This is a genomic window from Flavimobilis soli (assembly GCF_002564025.1).
GTDB lineage: Bacteria > Actinomycetota > Actinomycetes > Actinomycetales > Cellulomonadaceae > Flavimobilis > Flavimobilis soli.
Genome location: NZ_PDJH01000001.1, coordinates 2,661,009 through 2,686,394, shown reverse-complemented (window position 1 = coordinate 2,686,394; position 25,386 = coordinate 2,661,009). Strand labels below are relative to the sequence as shown.

General features: G+C 71.4%; 20 protein-coding genes, 1 tRNA gene and 1 pseudogene. 7 read left to right on the top strand and 15 right to left on the bottom strand.

Features of this window, described 5'->3' with window-relative positions:
• Positions 1-4 precede the first annotated feature (4 nt).
• The 3 genes from prmC to rpmE form a co-directional block, all read right to left on the bottom strand.
• The gene (gene prmC / locus ATL41_RS12090; RefSeq protein WP_098458694.1) at positions 5-928 is read right to left on the bottom strand and encodes a peptide chain release factor N(5)-glutamine methyltransferase; all 924 of its coding nucleotides are present in this window, start codon (positions 926-928) and stop codon (positions 5-7) included.
• Positions 928-2,031 carry a peptide chain release factor 1 gene (gene prfA, locus ATL41_RS12085; protein WP_098458693.1) on the bottom strand — a complete coding sequence of 368 codons (1,104 nt, stop codon included), beginning with the start codon at positions 2,029-2,031 and terminating at the stop codon, positions 928-930. The genes prmC and prfA overlap by 1 nt, the downstream gene beginning before the upstream one ends.
• 146 nt (positions 2,032-2,177) lie before the next feature.
• Positions 2,178-2,393 carry a 50S ribosomal protein L31 gene (rpmE, locus tag ATL41_RS12080; RefSeq protein WP_098458692.1) on the bottom strand — a complete coding sequence of 72 codons (216 nt, stop codon included), beginning with the start codon at positions 2,391-2,393 and terminating at the stop codon, positions 2,178-2,180.
• A gap of 204 nt (positions 2,394-2,597) precedes the next feature.
• Between rpmE and ATL41_RS12075 the strand changes: the two genes are divergently transcribed.
• Positions 2,598-3,734 carry a glycosyltransferase family 4 protein gene (locus ATL41_RS12075; protein ID WP_098458691.1) on the top strand — a complete coding sequence of 379 codons (1,137 nt, stop codon included), beginning with the start codon at positions 2,598-2,600 and terminating at the stop codon, positions 3,732-3,734.
• Here the strand turns inward: ATL41_RS12075 and ATL41_RS12070 are convergent.
• From ATL41_RS12070 to ATL41_RS12035, 8 genes are all read right to left on the bottom strand, one after another.
• The gene (locus ATL41_RS12070; RefSeq protein ID WP_098458690.1) at positions 3,713-4,516 is read right to left on the bottom strand and encodes a cutinase family protein; all 804 of its coding nucleotides are present in this window, start codon (positions 4,514-4,516) and stop codon (positions 3,713-3,715) included. The genes ATL41_RS12075 and ATL41_RS12070 overlap by 22 nt on opposite strands.
• Before the next feature lie 178 nt (positions 4,517-4,694).
• The gene (gene rho / locus ATL41_RS12065; protein WP_219810424.1) at positions 4,695-6,590 is read right to left on the bottom strand and encodes a transcription termination factor Rho; all 1,896 of its coding nucleotides are present in this window, start codon (positions 6,588-6,590) and stop codon (positions 4,695-4,697) included.
• Positions 6,591-6,944: 354 nt separating this feature from the next.
• Positions 6,945-7,865: a homoserine kinase gene (gene thrB, locus ATL41_RS12060; protein ID WP_098458688.1), complete on the bottom strand. Its 921-nt coding sequence runs from the start codon at positions 7,863-7,865 to the stop codon at positions 6,945-6,947.
• A gap of 3 nt (positions 7,866-7,868) precedes the next feature.
• The gene (thrC, locus tag ATL41_RS12055; RefSeq protein WP_098458687.1) at positions 7,869-8,939 is read right to left on the bottom strand and encodes a threonine synthase; all 1,071 of its coding nucleotides are present in this window, start codon (positions 8,937-8,939) and stop codon (positions 7,869-7,871) included.
• Positions 8,939-10,228, bottom strand: coding sequence for a homoserine dehydrogenase (locus tag ATL41_RS12050; RefSeq protein WP_098458686.1), 1,290 nt, complete (start codon positions 10,226-10,228; stop codon positions 8,939-8,941). The genes thrC and ATL41_RS12050 overlap by 1 nt, the downstream gene beginning before the upstream one ends.
• Positions 10,229-10,424: 196 nt before the next feature.
• Positions 10,425-11,831, bottom strand: a complete 1,407-nt coding sequence (gene lysA, locus ATL41_RS12045; protein WP_169924564.1) for a diaminopimelate decarboxylase — start codon at positions 11,829-11,831, stop codon at positions 10,425-10,427.
• Positions 11,828-13,507, bottom strand: coding sequence for an arginine--tRNA ligase (gene argS / locus ATL41_RS12040; protein ID WP_098458685.1), 1,680 nt, complete (start codon positions 13,505-13,507; stop codon positions 11,828-11,830). Before argS ends, lysA begins: the two co-directional genes overlap by 4 nt.
• Before the next feature lie 29 nt (positions 13,508-13,536).
• Positions 13,537-14,211 (bottom strand): hypothetical protein, encoded by a 675-nt coding sequence (locus ATL41_RS12035; protein ID WP_098458684.1) that lies wholly within the window; start codon positions 14,209-14,211, stop codon positions 13,537-13,539.
• 154 nt (positions 14,212-14,365) lie between these two features.
• Here ATL41_RS12035 and ATL41_RS12030 point away from each other — a divergent pair, with 154 nt between their 5' ends.
• The 5 genes from ATL41_RS12030 to ATL41_RS12010 all read left to right on the top strand — a co-directional run bounded on the left by ATL41_RS12030 (position 14,366) and on the right by ATL41_RS12010 (position 18,736).
• A complete protein-coding gene (locus ATL41_RS12030; RefSeq protein WP_098458683.1) occupies positions 14,366-15,022 on the top strand; it encodes a FadR/GntR family transcriptional regulator in 657 nt (218 codons plus the stop codon).
• A gap of 110 nt (positions 15,023-15,132) precedes the next feature.
• Positions 15,133-15,208 (top strand) — tRNA-Arg (locus ATL41_RS12025).
• A 170-nt stretch (positions 15,209-15,378) separates the two neighbouring features.
• Entirely contained in the window at positions 15,379-16,071 is a 693-nt protein-coding gene (locus ATL41_RS12020; protein ID WP_098458682.1) for a DUF4956 domain-containing protein, read from the top strand.
• Complete coding sequence (locus ATL41_RS12015) at positions 16,068-16,853, top strand: polyphosphate polymerase domain-containing protein (RefSeq protein WP_098458681.1); 786 nt, start codon at positions 16,068-16,070, stop codon at positions 16,851-16,853. The genes ATL41_RS12020 and ATL41_RS12015 overlap by 4 nt, the downstream gene beginning before the upstream one ends.
• A 14-nt stretch (positions 16,854-16,867) precedes the next feature.
• Entirely contained in the window at positions 16,868-18,736 is a 1,869-nt protein-coding gene (locus ATL41_RS12010) for a carbohydrate-binding domain-containing protein (protein ID WP_098458680.1), read from the top strand.
• 185 nt (positions 18,737-18,921) lie between these two features.
• On the opposite strand, the gene ATL41_RS12005 is transcribed toward ATL41_RS12010, so the two are convergent.
• The 3 genes and pseudogenes from ATL41_RS12005 to ATL41_RS11995 form a co-directional block, all read right to left on the bottom strand.
• Entirely contained in the window at positions 18,922-19,356 is a 435-nt protein-coding gene (locus ATL41_RS12005; RefSeq protein WP_098458679.1) for an arsenate reductase ArsC, read from the bottom strand.
• A gap of 28 nt (positions 19,357-19,384) precedes the next feature.
• The gene (locus ATL41_RS12000) at positions 19,385-20,341 is read right to left on the bottom strand and encodes a metalloregulator ArsR/SmtB family transcription factor (RefSeq protein WP_245854824.1); all 957 of its coding nucleotides are present in this window, start codon (positions 20,339-20,341) and stop codon (positions 19,385-19,387) included.
• A gap of 179 nt (positions 20,342-20,520) precedes the next feature.
• Positions 20,521-20,634, bottom strand: a pseudogene (locus tag ATL41_RS11995) (winged helix-turn-helix domain-containing protein); the annotation flags it as partial.
• A gap of 208 nt (positions 20,635-20,842) precedes the next feature.
• On the opposite strand from ATL41_RS11995, the gene adhE reads away from it, so the two are divergent.
• Positions 20,843-23,596: a bifunctional acetaldehyde-CoA/alcohol dehydrogenase gene (gene adhE / locus ATL41_RS11990; RefSeq protein WP_098458677.1), complete on the top strand. Its 2,754-nt coding sequence runs from the start codon at positions 20,843-20,845 to the stop codon at positions 23,594-23,596.
• A 216-nt stretch (positions 23,597-23,812) separates the two neighbouring features.
• On the opposite strand, the gene ATL41_RS13560 is transcribed toward adhE, so the two are convergent.
• Positions 23,813-25,309 (bottom strand): M15 family metallopeptidase, encoded by a 1,497-nt coding sequence (locus ATL41_RS13560; RefSeq protein ID WP_245854822.1) that lies wholly within the window; start codon positions 25,307-25,309, stop codon positions 23,813-23,815.
• Positions 25,310-25,386: the final 77 nt, after the last annotated feature.

Here is a 25,386-nt window from a genome sequence, read left to right as displayed (position 1 = left end):
GCGTTCACGACGTCGATACTGCCACGTCGCGGGCCGCGCGGCGGCCGACCACCATGCGGGGGCGCCCGGTCAGGTCGGCCCGGGTCGCGACGTCGGCGAAGCAGCCGGTCGCCTCGAGCAGTGCGCGCGCGGCCTCGGCCTGCACCTCGGCGTGCTCCATGACGAACAGGCCACCGGCGCGCAGGAGCCGCGCGGCCGCGGCGGCGATGCCGCGCGGCACCTCGAGCCCGTCCGGGCCGAGGCCGTAGAGCGCCACCTGCGGGTCGTGGTCGGCGACCTCGGGGTCGACGGGCACGGCACCCGGCGGGACGTACGGCGGGTTGGAGACGACGACGTCGCACGTCCCGTCGAGCTCGTGGAGCGCGGTGCGCGCGTCGGCGCGCACGAGGTTCACGAGAGCAGCACGCCCGGAGCCGCCCGTGACGGCGCGGACGTTGCGCTCAGCCCACGCGTATGCCTCGGCGTCGAGCTCGACGGCGTGGACTCGGGCCTCGGGCACCTCCGTCGCGACCGCGAGAGCGATCGCGCCCGACCCGGTGCACAGGTCCACGACGACCGGGCGCCCCCCGTCGGCAGCCGCACGGCGCGCCGCGTCGATCGCGACCTGCGCGACCTCCTCGGTCTCCGGGCGGGGCACGAACACGCCCGGCCCGACGGCGAGCTCGAGGTGGCGGAACGGCGCGGTGCCGACGATGTGCTGGAGCGGCTCGCGTCGCGAGCGTCGCGCGACGGCCTCCCCCAGAGACGCGACGACCTCGCCCGGGACCTCGCGGCCGAGGACGACCGCGGTCGCGACCGCGCCACGGTCGACGCCCCACGCGTGCGCGAGGAGCAGCTCGGCGTCCGCGCGCGGCGACGGCACGCCCGCGTCCGAGAGGGTCGCGGACGTGCGGGCGAGGAGCTCGCGCGCCGCGACGCCGTCGGACATCAGCTGCCCGCCGAGGCGAGGCGCGCAGCCTCGTCCGCCTCGATCGCGGACCGCACGACGGGGCCGAGGTCGCCGTCGAGCACCGCGTCGAGGTTGTACGCCTTGTACCCGGTGCGGTGGTCCGCGATGCGGTTCTCCGGGAAGTTGTAGGTGCGGATGCGCTCGGAGCGGTCGACCGTACGGACCTGCGAGCGGCGGATGTCGTTGGCCGCCGCGGCCGCCTCCTCCTGCTGTGCGGCGAGGAGCCGCGCGCGCAGGACGCGCATCGCCTGTTCCCGGTTCTGCAGCTGCGACTTCTCGTTCTGCATCGACACGACGATCCCCGTGGGCACGTGCGTGATGCGCACGGCCGAGTCGGTCGTGTTGACGGACTGGCCGCCCGGGCCGGACGACCGGTAGACGTCGATGCGCAGGTCGTTCGGGTCGATGACGATCTCACCCGCGTCCTCGACCTCGGGGAACACGAGCACGCCCGCGGCGGAGGTGTGGATGCGGCCCTGCGACTCGGTCACAGGGACGCGCTGGACCCGGTGGACGCCGCCCTCGTACTTGAGCTGGGCCCACACGCCGTCCTCGGGCGCGACGGCGCCCTTCGACTTCACGGCGACCTGGACGTCCTTGTAGCCCCCGAGGTCGGAGGCGGTGGCCTCGATGATCTCGGTCTTCCAGCCCTGGCGCTCCGCGAAGCGCAGGTACATGCGCAGGAGGTCGCCCGCGAACAGCGCGGACTCCTCGCCGCCCTCCCCCGCCTTGATCTCGAGGATGACGTCGCGGCCGTCGTCGGGGTCGCGCGGCACGAGGACGCGGCGCAGCTTCTCGCGCGCGGCCGACTCGGTCTCCTCGAGAGCCGGGACCTCGGCGGCGAACGACGCGTCCTCCGACGCCATCTCACGCGCCGCCTCGACGTCGTCGGCCGCCGCGCGCCAGGCGCGGTACGCGCCGACGACCTGGCCGAGCTCCGCGTAGCGGCGGCCCAGCGTGCGGGCCTTGCCCGCGTCCGCATGGATGCCCGGGTCGGCCAGCTGCTCCTCGATCTGCGCGTGCTCGGCGAGCATCGGCTCGACCGCGGCAAAGCTCTCGGTGACGTCGTCGGGCTTGCTCATCGGGGGTCCTTCGGTGCGCTGGGGCCGGGTCTGCTCAGTGACCAGCGCGCCGCGGCACGCTGGAGACACGACAGCGCCGGCGGGACCGCTTCCCCGACTGCCCCTGGAGAGGTTGTCGGCACGGTTCCGCCGGCGCTGTGAAGTCGCTAGTTGGCAGCCTTCTTGCCGTAGCGAGCCTCGAAGCGGGCGACGCGGCCGCCGGTGTCGAGGATCTTCTGCTTGCCCGTGTAGAACGGGTGGCAGGCGCTGCACACGTCCGCACGGATCTCACCGGAGGTCTGCGTGGAACGGGTCTTGAACGAGTTGCCGCACGTGCACGTGACCGTGGTCTCGACGTACTCGGGGTGGATGTCCTTCTTCATGATTCTCCTTGTGGGGAACGGACCCGGGTCGCCCACGTTCCGCGGCCGTGAACCGGATACCAGCGGTCTATTCTGCCACGCCCGTCAAGCCCGTGTGACCAGGCTGAGGGCGTGGCGCTCCTCACGGCGGAGCGCTGGCCCGGGTGGCGGCGCCGCTACGATGGGCACGCCCGCGACCCGGCAGGTAGATCCCCAGGAGGAACGGTGCCCCGCACCCTGATCGTCACGAACGACTTCCCGCCACGGCAGGGAGGGATCGAGGCCTTCGTCAGCGCGGTCGCCGCCCGCTTCCCTGCCGACGAGGTCGTCGTGCACACCGCGTCGATGCCCGGGGCAGCAGAGCTCGACGCGACGCTCCCCTACCCCGTCGTCCGCGACCGGCGGACGACGCTCCTGCCGTCCCGGCGCGTGCGCCGCGAGGTTCTCGAGACGTTCCGCCGCTACGACTGCGACCGCGTCGTCTTCGGGGCGTCCGCCCCGCTCGCGCTCCTCGCCCCTGCCCTGCGCTCCGCAGGCGCGCAGAAGATCGTCGGCATCACCCACTCTGCTGAGACGTGGTGGGCGCGCGTGCCCGGCGTCCGCCGCGTCATCCGCACCGCGGGCGAGGCGACCGACCACGTGACGTTCATCAACGACTGGTGCCGTGACATCATCGCCCGGCCCATGACGCCCGCCGCGCGCGAGCGTATGCGCCGCCTCCACCCGGGCGCCGACGTCACCCGCTTCAAGCCCGACAACGGGGGCGACGCCGTGCGAGCGAGGCTCGGCATCGCAGCCGACGCTCCCGTCGTCGTGTGCGCGGCGCGCGTCGTCGCGCGCAAGGGCCAGGACATGCTCATCACCGCCTGGCCGCGCGTGCGCGCCGAGGTGCCGGGTGCGATCCTCCTGATCGTCGGCGACGGCTCCGCCCGCAAGCGCCTCGACAAGCTCGTCGTCCGGCACGACGTCGCGGACTCGGTCATCTTCACCGGTCCCCTGCCGTGGACCGACGTGCCGCCGTACGTCGACGCCGGGGACGTCTTCGCGATGCCGTCGCGCACCCGACTCATGGGCCTCGAGCCCGAGGGCCTGCCGCTCGCGTTCTTCGAAGGGGCGGCGACGGCGCTCCCCGTCATCGTGGGCCGCTCCGGCGGTGCGCCCGATGCGATCGAGGAGGGCGTGACGGGCTACGTCGTCGATCCGCGCGACCCCGCCGACATCGCCGCGCGGCTCGTCGAGCTGCTCACGGACCCCGAGAAGGCCCGCCGCATGGGCGCAGCGGGGCGAGAGCGTGTGGCGCGCGACTGGACGTGGGACGAGGTCGCGACGACGCTCCACGGCTACCTCGGCCTGCCGCGCTGACCCCGGACGGCACAAGAACGCCCCCACGACAACGTTGGGGCGTTGCGGTTCCAGACGGATGACACCTGGTCGTCCGGGACGTCGATCCGCTTGTAGCCCTTCGGCGCGGCGACTTCGAGGACCAGGTTCTTCAGGTTCGCGTCCTTGTAGGCGCAGAATTCGCCAGCGTCGCACACGCCGTTGCGGTTCGTGTCTGCCCCGGTGACCTTGCCGTCCGAGTTGACCATCACGGTCTGGTACTTCGACCCCACATTGGCAGGGTCGGCGAGCAGGACGATCGCCGCGACGTTGCTGATCTTGCCAGCCGACTCGCCGTACTTCGCGATCCCGTCGTGCGCGACCCAGGCCCCCTGGGAGTATCCGATGATGACCAGCTTCGACTTCGCACAGCTCTTCTTGTCATGGTCGATTCGCGCGATGAGTGCGTCGCGTCCCTTCGCGACAGACTTGTCCATGTTGCTCGCCTTCGCGCCAGAACCGATGTAGCTCTTCAAGTCGGTCGCGCTCACAGCCGGGTACGAGATTCCCTCGAACTTGATCGTGGTGCTCGCCCCCAGTCCTTCCTTGATCTTGTTCGCCACCGCAGTCGTTCGTGTCCCGAAGAGGGCGCGAGCGTTCTTGGAGGCCGCGGTCGGTTCGCCCGACCTCCTCACACCGAGGACGACGACGTTCGCGCACGCCGTCGTCACCTCCTTGCCTGCTGCCTGGGCTGGTGCGCCCGCGACACCGATGGCGGCGAGCGCGAACTCGCCGACGAATGCGGACCGGATCAGCTTTCGCATATGTTCCCCTGAGTTCAGGTGTGAGCACCGTGCTCACACGGCCCAGCCCCTAGAGCGGATCCTTTTCCTCCGCCTCCGCTACGGGGGATCTACCTGGACTTTCACCCCCTCGCCCAAAGACGACGCAGCCCCCGCGACCAGAAGGTCGTGGGGGCTGCGTCGTGCGCGGGCGTGACGGTCAGACCGTCTTGCCAGCCTCGTCGTCGTGCGGGCCGGTCGGCGTCGTCTTCTGCACCTGCAGGAGGAACTCGACGTTCGACTTGGTCTCCTTGAACTTGCCGAGGAGCAGCTCGATCGCCTGCTGCTGGTCGAGCGCGGCGAGCACGCGACGCAGCTTCCAGGTGATCTTGAGCTCGTCGGCGCCCATGAGGATCTCCTCGCGGCGCGTACCCGACGCATTGACGTCGACGGCCGGGAAGATGCGCTTGTCCGCGAGCGAGCGGGACAGGCGCAGCTCCATGTTTCCGGTGCCCTTGAACTCCTCGAAGATCACCTCGTCCATCTTCGAGCCGGTCTCGACGAGCGCCGACGCGAGGATGGTGAGCGAGCCGCCGTCCTCGATGTTGCGCGCCGCGCCGAAGAACCGCTTGGGCGGGTACAGCGCCGAGGCGTCGACACCACCGGAGAGGATGCGGCCCGAGGCGGGCGCCGCGAGGTTGTACGCACGCGACAGACGCGTCAGCGAGTCGAGCAGCACGACGACGTCCTGGCCGAGCTCGACGAGACGCTTCGCGCGCTCGATCGCGAGCTCCGCGACGATCGTGTGGTCGGACGCCGGACGGTCGAAGGTCGAGGCGATGACCTCGCCCTGGACCGTGCGCTCCATGTCGGTGACCTCTTCGGGCCGCTCGTCGACGAGCACGACCATGAGGTGCACCTCAGGGTTGTTCGCCGTGATGGAGTTGGCGATCTGCTGCATGATGATCGTCTTGCCCGCTTTCGGGGGCGCGACGATGAGGCCGCGCTGGCCCTTACCGATCGGGGCGACGATGTCGATGACGCGCGGCGTGAGCTTGGTCGCCCCGACGTTCTCGAGGCGCAGACGCTCCTGCGGGTACAGGGGCGTGAGCTTCGTGAAGTCCGGACGGTCCATCGCCTCGGCGGGCGACATGCCGTTGACCGTGTCGAGGCGGACGAGCGGGTTGGCCTTGCTGCGGGCCGTGTGGACCTGCGGCTGCTCGCCCTCGCGCGGCTGGCGGACGGCGCCGGTGATCGCGTCACCACGGCGCAGGCCGTTCTTCTTCACCTGAGCGAGCGAGACGTACACGTCGCTCGCGCCCGGCAGGTAGCCGGTCGTGCGGATCGACGCGTAGTTGTCGCGGATGTCGAGGATGCCCGCCACGGGGAGCAGGACGTCGTCCTCGTGGACCTCGAAGTCCTCGGCACCGAGGTCGGCGGTGCCGCGCGAACGACCGCGCTTGCGGTCGCGGTCGCGGTAACGGTCGCGCCCGCGGCGGCGTCGGCCGCCGCGCTCCTCGTCGTCCTGCTGCTGGTTGCGCTGCTCACCCTGGGCGCGCTGCGGGCGGTCCTGACGGTCGTTGCGCTCGCGACGACGCTCGTCGCCGCCGTTCTTCTCGGTGCGCTCGCCGTCCTGCTGCGGAGCTCCGGCGTCGCGACCCGCGCGGCGGGAGCGCTGCCCGCGCTCGAGACCGCGCTCGATCGAGGCGAGGTCGGCGGCGACCGCGTCGCGCGCCTTGGCCTCGGGCTGGCCGGAGGCCTGCTCGCCCTGGCCGGCCTGCTCAGCGCGACGGCGCTCCTTGGCGGCGAGGCGGGCCTCAGCACGCTTCCGCGCGGCCTCCTCGCGGGCGAGAGCAGCGTCCTCCGAGCTCGCCGAGCGACGGTCGTCGCCCTGCGGCTGGTCGTCGGAGCCGCGGACGTCGCGCGGCTGCTCTGCCGCGGGCGTCTTCGCGGACGTGTCCGCAGAGCCGCTCTTGCGAGAGCTCGCGGCCGCACGGGGTGCGCTCGAACCGGAGCGCGCGGACTTGATGGCGTCGACAAGATCGCTCTTGCGCATCTTGGACGTACCCTTCACGCCGAGCTGCGCGGCGACAGCCTGCAGCTCGGGGAGACGCATCGCGGAGATGGCGCCGGTGGGGGCATCGATGGTGTCAGTCACGAAGGACCCTTCCCCTGGGGGTTGTGCGAGACGGCTCGTGGGCCGACCGCGGGTGGAGCCGGGGCCCGGGACCGCGCTGGATCTTGCGGTGGGCTCCCGACGATCGCGCGTGCCCCCGAGCCACACCGACGAGGGTGTGCGCGGGCTGACTCACGTGACCTGGTGTGATTCCCCCGACCGCGGACGTGTCGAGAAGAGCTCTGACGCGCGGGATGCTCACGGCGTCGCGAGAGCGGATTCGCTCTGCTGCGGGGAACCACGCCAATCGTAGCACCGCACCTGAGCTCCCAGACACAGCCTGCGACCGGTGTCTCAGAGGCGCTCGGAACGGGCGCCGACGAGGTCGAGGCCCGGCGTGAGCACGTCGAAGGAGTCGCTCCCGCCGAGCAGCTCGGCCACCGCCCGGGCGACGCGGTCACCCTCGCTCGCACGACCGAGCACGAGGACGGTCGGACCTGCACCAGAGACGACGGCTGGCAGACCGAGGCCCCGCAGGCCGCGCACCAGCTCGGTCGATCTCGCCATGACGTCAGCACGGTAGTCCTGGTGGAGCTTGTCCTCGGTCGCCTCGAACAGCAGGTCGGGGCGACGCGTGAGCGCCTCGACGAGCAGTGCGGAGCGTCCGGCGTTGAACGCCGCGTCCGCGTGCGGCACGTGCGTCGGCAGGACGCCGCGCGCCTTCTTGGTCGCGAGACGCACGGTCGGGACGAAGACCCACGGCTCGACGTCGGGGTGCACCTCGAGCCGCGCCGCGCGCGGCCCCTCTCGGCCCTCCCACGCAACGGTGGCGCCGCCCACGAGAGCCGGGGCCGCGTTGTCGGGGTGGCCCTCGAACTCGGTGGCGAGCGCGAGCGCCGCGTCGTCGTCGAGGGCGTCAGGGTCCGCGATGAGGGCGCGCGCCGCGACGATGCCGGCGACGACGGCCGCCGCGGACGAACCCATGCCCCGGCCGTGCGGGATCTCGTTGCGGCACACCATGTGCAGCCCGGTCTGCGGCGCCCCGACGAGGTCGATCGCGGCACGCAGGGCTCGTACGACGAGGTGGTCCTCGCCGAGCGGGACCTCACCGGCCCCCTCGCCGATCACCTCGACGACCGTCTCGGCGGCACCGATCGCGCGGACCTCGACGACGTCGTGCCGCCCGAGGGCGAGGCCGAGCGCGTCGAAGCCCGGGCCCAGGTTCGCGCTCGTCGCGGGCACGGACACCCGGACGTGGTCAGCTCCCAGACGCATGGCTCAGTCGAGGCCGAGCGCAGCCGCGATCGACACGACGTCCGCGGAGATCTTCTGCGGCTCGATCTCGGAGCCGTCGGAGGTGCGCAGCGCCCACTGCGGGTCCTTGAGGCCGTGGCCCGTGACCGTGATCGTGATGCGCGCGCCGGCGGGCACGAGGCCTGCCTCGGCGCGCTTGAGGACGCCCGCGACGCCGGCGGCGGACGCGGGCTCGACGAAGATGCCGACCTCGGAGGACAGGATGCGGTGCGCGGCGAGGATCTCCTCGTCGGTCACGGCCTCGATGACGCCGCCGGACGTGTCGCGGGCCTCCTCGGCCTGCTGCCACGACGCGGGGTTGCCGATGCGGATCGCGGTCGCGATCGTCTCCGGCTCGGTGATCGGGTGGCCGGCCACGATCGGCGCGGCACCTGCGGCCTGGAAGCCCCACATCTGGGGGCGGCGCGTCGCGGGGCCGTCCTGCTCGTACTCGACGAAGCCCTTCCAGTACGCCGTGATGTTGCCGGCGTTGCCGACCGGCAGCGCGTGGATGTCGGGGGCGTCGCCCAGGGCGTCGACGATCTCGAACGCGCCGGTCTTCTGACCCTCGATGCGGTCGGGGTTCACGGAGTTGACGAGCTCGACCGGGTACACCTCGGCGAGCTTGCGGGCGGCGACGAGGCAGTCGTCGAAGTTGCCGTCGACCTGGAGCAGGCGGGCGCCGTGGGCGATCGCCTGGCTGAGCTTGCCCATCGCGATCTTGCCGTCCGGCACGAGCACGGCGCACGTCATGCCTGCGGCGGTCGCGTACGCGGCGGCCGACGCCGACGTGTTACCCGTCGACGCGCACACGACGGCCTTGGCGCCACGGCCTGCCGCGGCCGAGATCGCCGTCGTCATGCCGCGGTCCTTGAAAGAGCCCGTCGGGTTCATGCCCTCGAACTTCACGTACACGTCGGCACCGGTGCGGCGGGAGAGCGCCGGCGCGGGGACGAGCGGCGTGCCGCCCTCACCGAGCGTGACGATCGTCGACTGCACGTGCGCGGGCAGCCGGTCGGCGTACTCGCGGATGATTCCCTGCCACTGGTGGGCCATCAGGCTCCCTCGACTCTCAGAACGGAGGTGACTTCCTGCACGACGTCGAGCCCGGCGATCTCGGCGACCGTCGCGGCGAGCGCGGCCTCGGGAGCGCGGTGCGTCGTCAGCACGAGGTTGGCGACGCCGCCGGCAGGCGTGCCCTGCTGGCGCATCGCCTCGATCGACACGCTGTGCTCCGCGACGACCTGGGCGACGCGCGCGAGCACGCCCGGCTTGTCGTCGACGCGCAGGCGGAACTGGTAGCTCGTGACCGCGGCGTCCGCGGGGGCGAGCGGGTGGGAGGCGTAGCTCGACTCGTCCGGGCCCTTGCCGCCGAGCACGCGGTGGCGCGCGACGGAGACGACGTCGCCGATGACGGCGGACGCGGTCGGGGCGCCGCCGGCGCCCTGGCCGTAGAACATGAGCGGACCGGCCGCCTCCGCCTCGACGAACACCGCGTTGAACGCGCCGCCGACACCCGCGAGCGGGTGCCGGGAAGGCAGGAGCGCGGGGTGCACGCGCGCGGAGACGCCGGCGTCGGTCAGCTCGGCGATCGCGAGGAGCTTGATGGCGTGACCCGTCTCCGTGGCCCACGCGACGTCGTCGGCGGAGATCTTGGTGATGCCCTCGCACGCGACGTCGTCGAGCGAGACGCGCGTGTGGAACGCGAGCGACGCGAGGATCGCGGCCTTCGCCGCGGCGTCGTGGCCCTCGACGTCGGCCGTCGGGTCAGCCTCGGCGTACCCGAGCTCCTGCGCGGTGCGCAGCACCTCGTCGAAAGCGAGACCCTTCGTGGTCATCTCGTCGAGGATGTAGTTCGTCGTGCCGTTGACGATGCCGAGGACGCGCGTGACGCGGTCCCCCGCGAGCGACTCGCGCATGGGCCGCACGAGCGGGATCGCGCCCGCGACGGCTGCCTCGAAGTAGAGGTCGACGCCCGCGGCGTCGGCTGCCGAGTAGAGCGTCGGGCCGTCCTGCGCGAGGAGCGCCTTGTTGGCCGTCACGACGCTCGCACCCGCGGCGAACGACTCGAGGATGAGCGTGCGCGCGGGCTCGATCCCGCCGAGCACCTCGACGACGATGTCGCAGCGTGCGACCAGGCCGTGGGCGTCGTCGGTCAGGAGCGACGGGTCGACGCCGTCACGAGCCTTCGAGGTGTCCCGCACCGCGATGCCGACGAGCTCGAGCGGTGCGCCGACGCGCGCCGCGAGGTCTTCCGACTGCTCGACGAGCAGGCGGGCGACCTGCGACCCGACGACCCCGCACCCGAGCAGGCCGACGCGCAGCGCCTCCTTCGGTGCCACCACGTGACCACACCCTTCGTCCGTGCCGCGCGCTCGCGCGGCCGTGTGCGCCGCGCCGTCGACCGCCGGGGCGCACCGTCTTGCCTGTCTGCGTCAGAGCCGACGTGACGGGCCCGTACGGGCCGTCCACGTCCTCGCCGGCGCCCCGATCCTCCCGCGTGCGGTCAGGCCGGGGTCGACCGTCTCAGGATACGGGTGCTCAGCCCTCGTCCAGGGCGAGCAGGTCGTCGACCGTCTCGCGCCGCACGAGAACCCCGCTCGCGCCGTCGCGCACCGCGACCACGGGCGGCCGGGTGAGCATGTTGTAGTTCGAGGCCATCGAGCGGCCGTACGCTCCCGTCGCCGCGACGGCGAGCAGGTCGCCCGCCTCGACGTCGCCCGGGAGGTAGACGTCGTGGACGACGATGTCGCCCGACTCGCAGTGCTTGCCGACGACGCGAGCGAGCACCGGCTCCGCGGTCGAGAGCCGCCCGACGACCTCCGCGTGGTACGCCGCGCCGTACAGCGCGGGGCGGATGTTGTCGCTCATGCCGCCGTCGACCGACACGTACGTGCGCACGCCGTCGTCCGTGCGGACCGGCTTGACCGTGCCGACCGTGTAGAGCGTCAGGCCCGCAGGGCCCGCGATCGAGCGGCCCGGCTCGATCGAGAAGCGCGGCAGCGGGGTGCCCAGGCGCGCCGCGGACTGCGCGACCGACGCTGCGACGTCCTTCGCGATGCGCGCCGGGTCGAGAGCGACCTCGCCCGGGAGGTACGCGATGCCGTAGCCGCCACCGAGGTCGATCTCCGGGACGAGCACACCCGTGCGCTGCGCGAGCTCGGCACGCAGGCCGAGCACCTTCTCGGCAGCGACCTCGAAGCCCGACGGGTCGAGGATCTGCGAGCCGATGTGCGAGTGGATGCCGAGCAGGTCGAGCTCGGGCCGCGCGACGACCGCGAGGAGCGCGACCATCGCGGGTGCGTCCTGACCGTCCTCCCCCGCTGCCATCGAGAGGCCGAACTTCTGGTCCTCGTGCGCGGTCGAGATGTACTCGTGCCCGCCCGCGTGGACACCCGTCGTCACGCGCACCATGACCGGCGCGCGCACGCCCGCCGCGGCCGCGGCGTCGGCGACGCGCTCGATCTCGACGAGCGAGTCGACGATGATCCGGCCGACACCCACCTCGAGGGCGCGGGCGATCTCCAGGTCCGACTTGTTGTTGCCGTGCAGTCCCAGGTCGCTGCCGGGGACGCCCGCGCGCAGCGCCGTCTCCATCTCGCCGCCCGAGGCGGTGTCGATGCGCAAGCCCTCGGCGTGCACCCAGCGGGCGAAGCCGACCGAGAGGAACGCCTTGCCCGCGTAGTAGACGTCGACGCCCGCGCCGATCTCGGCGAACGCCATCTCGAACGCCTCGCGGTACGCCCGCGCACGCTCGCGCACGTCCCGCTCGTCGACGACGTACGCGGGGGTGCCGTGCTGCGCCGCGAGGTCACGGACGTCGACGCCGCCGACGCGCGCCGCGCCGTCGGCCCCGCGCTCGACGCCGCGCGACCACGGCTCGCCCGGGATCGTCGTGCCGCCCGTGGGGTACGCGGGGACCGCGCCGCCTGCGGGCGCCCCGCTCACATCCGCTCCGGCGCGCTGACCCCGAGCAGGCCCAGCGCGTTCGCGAGCACCTGGCGGGTGGCGTCGTTGAGCCACAGGCGCGTGCGGTGCACGTCCTCGACAGGCGCGTCGCCGAGCGGCGTCACGCGGCACTCGCCGTACCACTTGTGGTACGCGCCGGCGAGGGACTCCGCGTAGCGCGCGACGCGGTGCGGCTCGCGCAGCTGAGCGGCCTGCGCGACGACGCGCGGGAAGTCCGTGAGCATGCCCAGCAGGGCCGCCTCGGTCTCGTGGGTCAGGAGCGACGGGTCGAAGCCGTCCTCCCGGCGCACGCCGTGCTCGGCCGCGTTGCGCGCGACGTTCGCGGTGCGCGCGTGCGCGTACTGCACGTAGTAGACGGGGTTCTCGTTCGTCGCGCTCGCGAGCACGCCGAGGTCGAGGTCGATCGTCGAGTCGCTCGACGAGCGGGCGAGCGAGTAGCGCGCCGCGTCGACGCCGACGGCCTCGACGAGGTCCTCGAGCGTGACGACCGTGCCGGCACGCTTCGACATGCGCACGGGCTCGCCGTCGCGCACGAGGTTGACCAGCTGGCCGATGAGGATCTGCAGGTTGCGGCCCGGCTCGTCACCGAACGCCGCGCAGACGGCCATCATGCGCGAGACGTAGCCGTGGTGGTCCGCCCCGAGCATGAGGATCGCGTCGTCGAAACCGCGCTCGCGCTTGTCGAGGTAGTAGGCGATGTCGCCCGCGATGTAGGCGGCCTCGCCGTCCGACTTGATGACGACGCGGTCCTTGTCGTCGCCGAACGTCGTCGTGCGCAGCCACGTCGCGCCGTCGGCCTCGAAGATGTGGCCCGCGGCGCGCAGACGCTCGATCGCGCGGTCGACCGCGCCGGACTCGTGCAGCGTGTCCTCGTGGAAGTACACGTCGAAGTCCACGCCGAAGCCGTGCAGCGACTCCTTGATCTCCGCGAACATGCGCTCGACGCCGCGCGCCCGGAACACCTCCTGCGCCTCGTCGTCCGGCAGCGTGCGCGGGTCCGGGTCGCCGGCCGCGAGCGCGTCCTCGATGACCGCCGTGGCGATGTCCTCGATGTACTGGCCGCCATAGCCGTCCTCGGGAGCCTCCTCGCCCTTGGCGCGCGCGAGCAGCGACCGCGCGAAGCGGTCGATCTGCGCGCCATGGTCGTTGAAGTAGTACTCACGGGTCACCTCGGCGCCCGCGGCCTCGAGGATGCGCGCGAGCGAGTCGCCGACCGCGGCCCAGCGCACGCCACCGATGTGGATCGGGCCCGTCGGGTTCGCCGAGACGAACTCGAGGTTGATGCGGCGCCCCGCCTCGGCGTCGCCGCGACCGTAGGCGGTGCCCGCCTCGACGATCGTGCGCGCGAGCGCGCCCGCCGCCGCGGCGTCGAGCGTGATGTTCAGGAAGCCCGGACCCGCGACGTCGACCTTCGCGATGCCCGGCGTCGACGCGAGGCGCGCCGCCAGGTCCTCGGCGAGAGCTCGCGGCGGGACGCCCGCCTTCTTGGCGAGCTGCAGCGCGACGTTCGTCGCCCAGTCGCCGTGCTCGCGCTGGCGCGGTCGCTCGACGTGGACGGACTCCGGCACGTCCTCGGCGGGAAGGGCCAGCGAACCGTCGGAGACGGCCGCGGCCAGGGCAGCACTGATCGCGTGAGAAAGCTCGAGAGGGGTCACCGGGACATCCTACCGGCGCGCGGAGGGCCTCAGCCGAGGTCGAGCTCGCGAGCGAGCGACGCCGCCTGGCCCGGCATGCCGACGACGACGAACGTCGTCGTGAAGTGCGTCCACACGACCGTCGCGCGACCGTCGACGTCCGCCCTGCGCGCGTCGTCGGGCAGGCCGCGCGGAACCTTGCGGAGCTTGCCGCCCTGGTCGACGACGGCACGCACCGCGTCGTCGCCCGCGCTGAGCGCGGCCGTCGTCGTCGGCCACGTCGTCACCTCGACGCGGACCGGCTCGTCCTTCGCCGCCTCGACGAGCGGGACGAACACGGCGCGGTAGGACTGGACGCCGTCGGGCGCCGCGACAGCGACGAAGCCGTCGGTACCGAAGCCCGGGATCTCGGCGGGGAGCGAGGCCTCGAGCGCGCTCTGACCCGTGAGGGGCACGCCGCTCGGCTCCGCCTCCGTGGGGACCCCTGCGAGCGCGGACATCACGCTGCCCCCGGCGAAGGACTCCGTACGAGCGCTCGCACCGCTCGCGGTCGGCGTGCCGGGCACCGAGACCTCGGCGCCCGTCACGACGTCGGCCGAGGCTTCCGTCCTGCCGAAGACGGCGAGGCACGCGTAGACGAACCAGACGAGAAGCGCGAGCACGACGAGGAAGAGCGCCACGCGGCCCAGGCCACGGGAGATCTCACGCTCGCGTGCGACGACCACCTCGCCACCTCATCCCTGTCGGACGGCTGCTGTCCTCACCCTCTACTTCGGCCTCGGGGAGGAGGACTTGAGCGCTGTGTCGCCTGATGGCTAGGCCGAACGGGTACCTGCGGTGTTGACTGTGACTCAGCACCCCGAGAACGGAGCAGTTCGCATGTCTACGCGCACCGGGTTGATCGACCGGACCGTGTCCCACCTGCGGGACGCGATCGTCAACGGCACCTGGCCCGTCGGAAGCAGGATCCCCACGGAGACCGACCTCGCGGCGACGCTCGGCGTCGGCCGCAACACGATCCGCGAGGCCGTCCAGTCGCTCGTGCACTCGGGGCTCCTCGCCCGCCGCCAGGGATCCGGCACCTACGTCCTGTCCGACTCCGAGCTCACCGTCGCGCTCGGCCGGCAGATGGCCCACGTCCACCAGCAGCACATCCTCGAGGTGCGCCGCAGCCTCGAGGTCGAGGCCGCCCGCCTCGCCGCGCAGCGCCGCACCGAGCGCGACATCGCGACGATCCGCACGCTCAACCAGCGCCGCGGCGAGTCGTTCGCCGCTCGAGAGATCGACGCGATGGTCACGACCGACCTCGCGCTGCACCGAGCGATCGTCGCCGCCGCACGCAACCCGCTGCTGCTCGACCTCTACGAGAACCTCATCGACGCGATCGGCGACTCGATCCGCGCGAACGTCGAGACCGACCACCCCGACCACACGCACGACGCGCTCGTCGAGGCGATCGCCGACGGCGACGAGGACCGCGCCGCGCAGGAGATCTACGGCTACCTCGAGGAGTACCTCTCTCCCCTGCGCGGCTGACCGGTCGCGCCCTGTCGCGCGTGCGCACCGGGGGCGCCGCGATGGTAGTCTCGGTGCTCGTGCTGGGCCGCGTCCGCGACCCGCACAGGTTCCAGGTCAGCCCTGGTCCCGCCCTCGTAGCTCAGTGGATAGAGCGTCTGCCTCCGGAGCAGAAGGTCGTAGGTTCGAATCCTGTCGAGGGCACCACGGACGCCCCGGTCTCCCGCGTGGAGGCCGGGGCGTCGTCGTTCCTGCCACGTGCACGGAACGATCGACCGCAGCTTTCATACCCGTCACACAGGATCGTCACAGGGCTGACGTAGCGGACGGTGGCTGACTAGGACACGTCCCCACCGTCGCACCCCTCGGAGCCTCACGTGCCGAACCTGTCCCTCGTCCTGGCTGACACCCTCGCGGTCGGCCTCCTCACCTTCGCGCTCTACCTGCCGCGGCACCGGCGTCGTGACCTCGCTGTGGCCTACCTCGGCGTCAACGTCGGGGTCCTTGCCGTCGCCGCCTCTCTCTCCTCCAGCACTGTTGGTGCCGGCCTAGGACTAGGGCTCTTCGGAGTCTTGTCCATCATCCGGCTGCGCTCGACCGAGCTGTCCCAGCGGGAGGTCGCCTACTACTTCTCCGCCCTCGCCCTGGGCCTGCTCGGCGGGCTCGCGGTCTCCACCCCCGCGGTCAGCATCGCATTCATGGGGCTGGTCGTCCTGGTGATGTACCTGGGTGACCACCCTCGTCTGCTGCCGAACCTGCGCTCACAAACCATCGTGATCGACCGCGCCATCAGCCACGAGGACGAGCTCACCGCCCACGTCGCCGAGCTGGTCGGAGGACGAGTGCACTCCGCTAGCGTCCAACGCCTCGACCTGGTCAACGACACCACTCTCGTAGACGTCCGCTACAGCCTCCCGCGCACCCGGCGGCACAGCTCTCGCCAGACCACGAGCGCCGCCCCTACCGTCCGCGAACCCGCGTCATCGGGCATCACCCTGACCCCGGATCCCGTCGCGCGCACCCGCGGGAGTCTCTCCAGCCTCACCGGTGCCGGACAGGCATCGCGATGAGCGCCGCCGACCTTCCCGTGAACCGGCTCCCCGGTGCTGAGCTGGCTGAAGTCAACGCCCAGGCCGCACGCCTGACCCGGGTGGACCGGAAATACCTCCTGCACCACGCTGACGCCACAGCCCTCATCGCGGACCTGCCGCCCGACGTTGCCGCACTGGAGATCGACGGCCGACGCTGCTTCGGCTACGAGTCGGTCTACTTCGACACACCCCAACTCGACAGCTTCGCTCTCACCGCCAGTCGCAGGCGCCGACGATTCAAGATCCGCACCCGCACCTACCTCGACACCGGAGAGTGCTGGCTCGAGGTCAAGACCCGCGGCCCACGCGGCACGAGCATCAAGGTCCGTCAGCACAGCGAGCCGGATTCGCCGTCAACGGTCACCACAACAGGACAACAGTTCCTCGCCGACACGCTGCAGAACGCGGGGATCGATCCATCCCCCGTGGCGACGCTCCAGCCGGTGCTGGTCACCCGTTACCGCCGGTCCACGCTCTACCTGCCCGGCGACGGCACGAGAGCCACTCTGGACACCGAGCTCGAGTGGACCGATGTGGCCGGCCACCGCCGCAGCGCTCCCGGTGCCGTCATCGTCGAGACGAAGACGGCCGCCGTCCCCTCGACCGTCGATCGCCTTCTCTGGGCGCGAGGCCACCGTCCGGCGCCCATCTCCAAGTTCGCCACCGGCCTCGCCCTGCTGCACCCCGACCTTCCCGCGAACCGTTGGCACCGCACGCTGCGTCGTCTCGAACCCGCCACCACCGACCATCTTCCCCACTGACCGGAGGACATCCCATGCGCACCATCACCCGATCCCTGGCCCGTCTGCTCGTGCTCGGTGGTCTCGTCGCCGGCTGCTCAGCCGGTGCCAATGACGACTCGGCCAGCCCCGCGCAGACCGTGGTCGTCACCCAGACCGTCCAGGAGGCTCTGGCCGCCAATCTCCAGGCTCACGAGTCGGAGACCGAGTGGGACACCGCCACGGAGGTCATGATCGACCTCGCGGACGGCGCCACGAGCACCTCCGGAACGGGAGGGGTCGTCGACGGGGACACGGTCACCATCACCCAACCCGGCACCTACCGGCTGAGCGGCACGCTGTCCGACGGACAGGTCGTGGTGAGGTCAACCGTCGAAGGCACCGTCCGCCTCGTCCTCGACGGAGCTGACATCACGAGTTCGACCACCGCACCGATCGCCATCGAGGAGGCCACCGATGCGGTCGTCGTGCTGGCCGAGAACTCGACGAATTCGCTCGCAGACACCGCCCGAACCGTGGCGGATGACTCGGACGAGCCCGACGGGGCGCTCTTCTCACGCGCCGACCTCACCCTCACCGGTACCGGCTCGCTGAGCGTCACCGGAGTCGTCAACGACGGCATCGCCGCCAACGACGGACTCGTCATCGAGTCTGGGACTCTGGAGGTGAACGCCGTCGACGACGGCATCCGCGGAAAGGACTACCTCGTCGTCACCGGCGGGAACGTCACAGTGACCGCGGGAGGCGACGGACTGAAGTCCGACGAGGACGAGGACGCCACAGCCGGGTATGTGGCCGTCCTCGACGGCACGGTCACGATCGACGCCGGCGCGGACGGCCTCGACGCAGCTACCGACGTCCTCGTCGGCGGTGGCGTCCTCGACATCACCACCGGCGGCGGCGCGGAGATGCCACTGGCCGCCGACGTCTCCGCCAAGGGCCTCAAGGCGAACGTCGCGGTCGTCGTCGGGGGCGGCACGACCGTCGTCGACGCAGCCGACGACGCCGTCCACTCCGACGGCGCGATCACCTTCACCGATGGCGAGCTCAGTCTGGCGAGCGGCGACGACGGCGTCCACGCCGAGGAGTCCCTGGTGGTCGCTGGTGGCTCCCTCACGGTCGTCGACTCGTATGAGGCCCTGGAAGCCGTGTCGATCACCGTCTCCGGCGGAGACGTCTCTCTCGTCGCCACCGACGACGGGATCAACGCCGCCGGCGGAGAGCCGACGACCACCGACCTGCCGAAGGAACCGGCACAGGAGACGTCCGGGCAGTACTCGGTCACCGTGACCGGCGGGACGGTGACGATCGACGCCGGCGGTGACGGGCTGGACTCCAACGGCACCGTCGACATGAGCGGCGGGACGGTCGTCGTCTCGGGCCCCACGGACAACGGCAACGGACCGCTCGACGCCCAGGGCGCCTTCACGATCGACGGCGGCGTCCTGTTCGCCGCTGGCAGCTCCGGCATGGCCGTGGCACCCGAGACGGACTCACCTCAGGCCTCCATCCTCGCGACCTTCGACCAGCAGCCTGCCGGCAGCGTCGTCGCGGTCACCACCGCCGACGGCCAGGTCGTGGCCTCGTTCGAGTCGACCAAGGAGTTCTCCTCGGTCGTTCTCTCCAGCAGCGAGATCGTCGCCGGGGAAACTTACGAGGTCCACGTCGGGGGTTCCGTGGCTGGCACCGCCACCGCGAGCCTGTACGACGACGGTGACCTGACCGGCACGACTGTGGTCGCCACCGTGACCGGTGGTGAGTATGCCGCAAGCGGCATGTCCGGCGGCGACATGCCGGGCAGGCCAGGCGGTCCGGGCGGCGACGTCCGCGAGCCGATGCCGGCACCGGCGGACGGCCCCGATGGGACGGCGGAGGGCACCGACGCCGACGCAGCGTCGGCGTGACCTCGTCTGCGCCCCGCTGCCCGGGCCTCGTCTTCCAGGTCCGGGCAGCGGGGTGAGCTGCGTGCGGCGCGGCGACAGTGCGACTCACGGCCGCGGCAGCCCGTGCGATACGACGCTCACGCGGGCAGGGCGATCATCGTGCGCGGAGACTCCGATCAGGGGGCGACCGGGGCGGCTGGCGCCTCTCAGCGGATCGGGTCGATGCCGAGCTCGTCCAGCAGCACCCGCACGCGAGCCTTGATGGCGTCCCGGATGGGGCGGACCGCCTCGATGCCCTGGCCAGCAGGATCGTCGAGCTTCCAGTCCTCGTAGCGCTTGCCGGGGAAGATCGGGCAGACGTCGCCACAGCCCATCGTGATTACGACGTCGGACGCCTTGACCGCGTCGGTCGTGAGGACCTTGGGGGTGAAGGACGTGATGTCGACGCCGTCCTCGGCCATGGCCGCAACAGCGACCGGGTTGATCTGGTCGGCTGGTTGCGACCCCGCGGAACGGACCTCGACCTGACCGGCCCCCAGAGCGTGCAGGTAGCCAGCGGCCATCTGGGAGCGACCGGCGTTGTGGACGCAGACGAACAGGACAGATGGCTTGGCCGAGGTGTGTTCGGCGGTGGGGTTCATGGGTATCTCCTGGTGCTGGTAGGAGAGCTCACCGGGGGTCCGGGAGCTCGAGGTCAGGGAGCAGGGAGGTGAGCAGGGTGCGCACGTGAGCGTCGATCTGGGCGGTGATGGCCATGACCCCGTCGTGCGAAGCAAGGGCAGGGTCGCCGACGACCCAGTCTTCGTAGCGGATCCCCGGAAGAATGGGGCAGGTGTCTCCGCAGCCCATGGTGACCACGACGTCCGCCGCCCGCACCGCGTCATCGGTGAGCGGCTTGGGATAGGCGTCGCCGCTGGACCCCATGGCAGCCAGCACCGTGCGGACGCCAGGATGGATGTCGCTGGCGGGCGCCGATCCTGCTGACCGCACGATGACGGCGTCCCCGGCGTACTGACGCACGAGCTCCGCGGCGATCTGCGAGCGCCCCGCGTTGGCCACGCAGACGAACAGCACCTGCGGGGCCTTCACGGACGGCTGGCTCGTGCGGGTGATGTCCTCGAGGCGTTGACGGGCGAAGCGTTCCGCCGTCGCTACGAGATGGGCCCGGACCCCGGCGCTGCGCGCTAGCGCGGTGTAGGACTCGCGGACCGTGGCCGTGACGAGGGCGGAGTCGATGTTCCCGAAGCGGGCGGCAAGCTGGCCCGCGATACGTGCGAGGACGGCGTCGACGTCGCTGAGGCCGTCGCTGCTCCGGGTCGCCTGGGCGATCTCGAGCACTGCCGGGGCGAAGGCATCGAGCAGCGTGCTCACCGCGCCGCGCAGGTCGGGAGCGATCCGGTAGTAGACCCAGGTGCCGCGCCGCTCAGAGACCAGGACTCCGACGCACTTGAGCACCTTGAGGTGATGGGAGACGGTGGGTTGAGCGACGTCGGCGACCGTCGCGATGTCGCAGACGCAAGCCTCGCCGGTGGGCTCGGTCGCGATGAACGAGAGCATCCGCAGGCGGAGCGGCTCGGCCAGCGCTCTCAGGACGGCCGAGACCTGGGTCGCGGCGTCCAGGCTCATGCTGTGAGCCTCAGCCGGACTCGTCGGGCACTCCTCGCGTGACGTGGTCATGATGCCCTCCCGGACGTGGCGATCGGACAGCGATCGCCCGCCCGACGTTGTTGCCGGCCGCGATGAACGCCCACCTGTATCGGTGTCGATCTATATTGACAGGTGTCGAAGCCGTGCGCCAGGGACCGCTACGGCTCGAACCTGTACCCCACTCCGGGCTCGGTGCGCAGGTGGCGGGGCGAGGCCGGGTCCGTCTCGAGCTTGCGGCGCAGCTGGGCGACGTAGACGCGGAGGTAGCGTGTTCGACGTCGTGACGCAGGGACCAGCGGCGAGCAGCGCTAGACCCGTCTGGGACGTTTGCCTCCACACCACCTTTGACCTGCGGAAATACAGGACAAAAGGTGGGACCTTTGACATGGGACCGGGCCCGAGATGCGCCGTAGCCTTGTGCACAAGATCACAAGCGCACCACAACAAGGCACGCGTACCCGACATCGAAGGGGACCTCAGATGAGTACCACCCAGGCCACGCCCGCCGCCGAGCAGTCGTCGGTCGCCGCGAAGATCGACGAGCTCGTCGCCCGCGGCCAGGAGGCGCTGACCGCCTTCCTCAAGCTCGACCAGGAGCAGGTCGACCACATCGTCAAGAAGGCCTCCGTCGCCGCCCTCTCCGAGCACGGCGAGCTCGCGGTCAAGGCCGTCGCCGAGACCGGCCGCGGTGTCTTCGAGGACAAGGCCGTGAAGAACATCTTCGCGTGCGAGCACGTCACGAACTCGATGCAGAGCCTGCGCACCGTCGGCGTCATCAACCGCGACGAGATCACGGGCATCACCGAGATCGCCGAGCCTGTCGGTGTCATCTGCGGCGTCACGCCGGTCACCAACCCGACCTCGACCGCGATCTTCAAGGCGCTCATCGCGCTCAAGACCCGCAACCCGATCGTCTTCGGCTTCCACCCGAGCGCGCAGCAGTGCTCCGTCGCCGCCGCCAAGGTCGTGCGCGACGCAGCGATCGCCGCTGGCGCCCCCGAGAACTGCATCCAGTGGATCGAGGAGCCGTCCCTCGAGGCCACCAACCTCCTCATGAACCACCACGGCATCGCGCTCATCCTCGCGACCGGTGGTAACGCGATGGTCCGCGCCGCCTACTCGTGCGGCAAGCCGGCCCTCGGCGTCGGCGCGGGCAACGTCCCCGCCTTCATCGAGCGCTCCGCCAAGCTCAAGCGCGCCGTCAACGACGTCGTCCTCTCCAAGGCCTTCGACAACGGCATGATCTGCGCCTCCGAGCAGGCCGTCATCCTCGACGCGCCCATCTACGACGAGGCCATGGCCGAGTTCGCCAAGCTGCACGCGTACCGCGCCACCCCCGCCGAGAAGGCCATGCTCGAGGAGTTCATCTTCGGCGTGACCGCCGGCGGCGAGAACTGCGCCGGGGCGAAGCTCAACCCGACGGTCGTCGGCCAGACGCCGCAGTGGATCGCCGAGAAGGCGGGCTTCTCGGTCCCCGAGGAGACGTCGATCATCCTCGCCGAGGTCTCCGAGGTCGGGCCGAACGAGCCGTTGACCCGCGAGAAGCTGTGCCCCGTGCTCGCCGTGCTGCGCGCCGACGGCGCCGAGGAGGGCATCCGCCTCTCCGAGCAGATGGTCGAGTTCGACGGTCTGGGCCACTCCGGCTCGATCCACTCCGAGAACAAGCAGATCATCGACGAGTTCGGGTCCCGCATCAAGGCGGTCCGCATCATCACCAACGCCCCGTCCTCGCTGGGCGGCATCGGTGACATCTACAACGCGTTCATCCCGTCGCTCACGCTCGGCTGCGGCTCGTACGGCCACAACTCCGTCTCGAACAACGTGTCCGCGATCAACCTCGTCAACATCAAGCGCATCGGGCGGAGGAACAACAACTTGCAGTGGTTCAAGGTCCCCGCGAAGACGTACTTCGAGCCGAACGCGATCCGGTACCTCACCGACATGCGCGGCATCGAGCGCGTCACGATCGTCACCGACACGACCATGACCCGTCTCGGCTTCGTCGACAAGATCCTCGACGTGCTCAACCGCCGCGGCGAGCGCATCGCGCTGCAGATCATCGACGACGTCAAGCCCGAGCCGACGGTCGACTCGGTCCAGCACGGCGCCGAGCTCATGCGTCAGTTCGCCCCGGACACGATCATCGCGCTCGGTGGCGGCTCGCCCATGGACGCGGCCAAGGTCATGTGGCTGCTCTACGAGCACCCGGAGATCAACTTCGCCGACATGAAGGAGAAGTTCTTCGACGTCCGCAAGCGCGCGTTCAAGTTCCCGGAGCTCGGTGACAAGGCGAAGCTCGTCTGCATCCCGACCACCTCGGGTACCGGTTCGGAGATGACGCCGTTCGCGGTCATCACCGACCAGGAGTCCGGGAAGAAGTACCCGCTCGCGGACTACGCGCTCACGCCGACCGTCGCGATCGTCGACCCGGCCCTGACCGCGATGATGCCCGGCTTCCTCGCTGCCGACTCGGGTTTCGACGCCCTGACGCACGCGACCGAGGCGTACGTGTCCGTCTACGCGAACGACTACACCGACGGCCTGTGCCTCCACGCGATCAAGCTGATCTTCGAGAACATCGAGGCGTCGGTCGTCGGCGGCCCGGGCGCCACCGACGAGCGCACGGTCAAGGCGCGCGAGAAGATGCACAACGCCGCGACGATCGCCGGCATGGCGTTCGGCAACGCGTTCCTCGGCATCGTGCACGCGATGGCGCACGTCACCGGGTCGACGTTCCACCTGATCCACGGACGCACCAACGCGACGTACCTGCCTCACGTGATCCGCTACAACGGCACGGTCCCGACCAAGCTCACGAGCTGGCCGAAGTACGAGCACTACGTCGCCCCGGAGCGCTTCCAGGAGATCGCCAAGCACCTCGGCCTCCCGGCCAGCACCCCGGAAGAGGGCGTCGAGTCGTACGCCCGCGCCGTCGAGGAGCTCCGCGACAAGGTCGGCATCCCGCGCTCGTTCCAGGCGCAGGGTGTCGCCGAGGAGGACTTCATCGGCAGCCTCGACAAGCTCGCCATGGGTGCCTACGAGGACCAGTGCGCGCCGGCCAACCCGCGCATGCCGATGCTCGAGGACATGAAGACCCTCATGGAGGCCGCGTACTACGGCACCTCGTTCGAGGAGGTCCGCGCCGGTCGCCGCGCCGTGACCGCTGCCGCGGTCGAGAGCGGCTCCGACGAGGCCCCGAAGGCCAAGACGCCGCGCAAGACCACCAAGAAGTAGACCGCACGAACCCGAAGGCGCCCCGTCGACGACGGGGCGCCTTCGGCGTACCTGGGGTGGGGTGGCGCACCGCGGTGTCCCCTCCCCGGCACGACGGCGTCGCTCCCCGGCCCGGGCAGGTGCCCGTGGCACGCCCCACGCCAAGGCGGCGACGCGCTCCGCGACGACGAGAGGCCCCGCCCGGACGGGCGGGACCTCTCGTGAGGTTCAGGTCGCTCAGTACTCGACGAGCGGGAAGTACTCCCAGTGCCACGGCTCGTACTTGCCGGAGCCGCCAGCCCGGGCCCACGCGGGGTTGTCCCAGCCGTACGTCGGGCCGTTCGCCTTGAGCCAGTTCCAGTGCGCGGTCGACGAGTACGCGGACTTGCACATGTCGACCGCGAGGCCGAGCCCGTGCTGCGAGGTGCCGGGGCGCGCCGAGAGGCCTGGCTTGGTGCGCGCGACCGAGTACTGGCCCTGGAGGCTGCGGTACGAGTCCGTCAGGCAGATGTCGTTGCCGAACTTCGCGCGGTACGCCTCGTTGAGGGCGTCGAACGCGACCGCGGCGAACGGCTGGAGCTTGTGTCCCTGCTGCGTCAGGTCGCACAGCTCGTCGCTGCTCAGACGACCGTTCGCGCTGCGCACGGACTGGCTCAGGTCGCAGCCGGCGAGCATGTCACGGGCCGAGCCACGCGAGGCGACCGCCGCGTCACGGCCAGCGAGGGTGTCCCCCTCGGCGACGATCGCCGCGTCGGTGACAGCCGCGGAGCCCGAGCTCGACGTGATGACCTCGAGAGTGCTGCGCCCTTCGGCGATGGCCGGGACGACCGAGGCGGAAGCGCCGTCGTTCGACGCGTTGGCGAGCGGGACGGCGATCGTCGTGATGCCGAGCGCCGCGAGGACGCCGGCACGGGCTACCCAGCCACCCTTGTGCGCGCGACCACCAGGACGGACGAACGACGAACCGGAGCGCGGCTTCTTGCCCGCAGCGGCGCGACGCGCCTCGACCATCGCGCGGCGGCTCATCGGCGCGTGCGGCGTCGGGACCGGGGCAGTCGCCGGCTCGGTCACGGTCGGAGCGGCGACCTCGGGAGCAGCAGGAGCAGCCGGGACGGGCGGCGCCGGGACGGCCGCGACGACGGGCAACTGGGGAACAGAGGTGCGCGGCGGCACCACGGGGGCGACGGCTGCGGGGCGCTCGTCCGGCTCGACCGACGGGACGACGACGGGCTGCGGGGGCGCAGGGCGCATGGCGGGTGCCGGGCGGACGGTCGCGGCAGGCGTGCGCGGCGCGGAGCCGTGGGCCGTGGGCGCGACGCCCCGGGCACGGTTCTCGCTCGTGCGGCGCAGCTCGGCGATCTCGCTGAACGCGGCGAGCCGCGCGAGGCTCGCCGGGTCAGCGACGACGGACGGCGAGGTGGCGTGGGGCGCGGAGGCGTGACGCACGGGACGGCCGAGCGTGCCGTGGGGGGCCGGCCCGGAGACCCGGGACTCCGTCGTCGGGCGCAGCGGCGACACGGTCGTCTCGCGGTGCGTGCCGAGGGCCGGCGGGACCGTGCCGTCGGGACGCGTCGGCGCGACGTGAGGGGCCGGGGTGCGGACGGCCCCGGGGATGGAGCTGTCCGGGTGGGCGGTGGTGCGGTGCGTGGAGGCTTCGAGGGCTGCGAGGGCCGCTTCGCGGCGTGCGCGGCGCGTCTGGAGGTTCGGCGCCGTGGCCTGGTCCTGCGACTCCATCACACCTCCTCGCTCTCTACCTGCTGCCGCTCGTGCCGTCAGCCGAGGCTGGACGGGCACAGAGGCGTCCTGTCATA

Bases quoted from the DNA above. Each gene is read 5' to 3' on its own strand.
- prmC (WP_098458694.1), bottom strand. From the start codon at position 928: ATGTCCGACGGCGTCGCGGCGCGCGAGCTCCTCGCCCGCACGTCCGCG.
- prfA (WP_098458693.1), bottom strand. From the start codon at position 2,031: ATGAGCAAGCCCGACGACGTCACCGAGAGCTTTGCCGCGGTCGAGCCG.
- rpmE (WP_098458692.1), bottom strand. From the start codon at position 2,393: ATGAAGAAGGACATCCACCCCGAGTACGTCGAGACCACGGTCACGTGC.
- ATL41_RS12070 (WP_098458690.1), bottom strand. From the start codon at position 4,516: ATGCGAAAGCTGATCCGGTCCGCATTCGTCGGCGAGTTCGCGCTCGCC.
- rho (WP_219810424.1), bottom strand. From the start codon at position 6,590: ATGCGTCTCCCCGAGCTGCAGGCTGTCGCCGCGCAGCTCGGCGTGAAG.
- thrB (WP_098458688.1), bottom strand. From the start codon at position 7,865: ATGCGTCTGGGAGCTGACCACGTCCGGGTGTCCGTGCCCGCGACGAGC.
- thrC (WP_098458687.1), bottom strand. From the start codon at position 8,939: ATGGCCCACCAGTGGCAGGGAATCATCCGCGAGTACGCCGACCGGCTG.
- ATL41_RS12030 (WP_098458683.1), top strand. From the start codon at position 14,366: ATGTCTACGCGCACCGGGTTGATCGACCGGACCGTGTCCCACCTGCGG.
- ATL41_RS12015 (WP_098458681.1), top strand. From the start codon at position 16,068: ATGAGCGCCGCCGACCTTCCCGTGAACCGGCTCCCCGGTGCTGAGCTG.
- ATL41_RS12010 (WP_098458680.1), top strand. From the start codon at position 16,868: ATGCGCACCATCACCCGATCCCTGGCCCGTCTGCTCGTGCTCGGTGGT.
- ATL41_RS12005 (WP_098458679.1), bottom strand. From the start codon at position 19,356: ATGAACCCCACCGCCGAACACACCTCGGCCAAGCCATCTGTCCTGTTC.
- ATL41_RS12000 (WP_245854824.1), bottom strand. From the start codon at position 20,341: ATGAGCCTGGACGCCGCGACCCAGGTCTCGGCCGTCCTGAGAGCGCTG.
- adhE (WP_098458677.1), top strand. From the start codon at position 20,843: ATGAGTACCACCCAGGCCACGCCCGCCGCCGAGCAGTCGTCGGTCGCC.
- ATL41_RS13560 (WP_245854822.1), bottom strand. From the start codon at position 25,309: ATGGAGTCGCAGGACCAGGCCACGGCGCCGAACCTCCAGACGCGCCGC.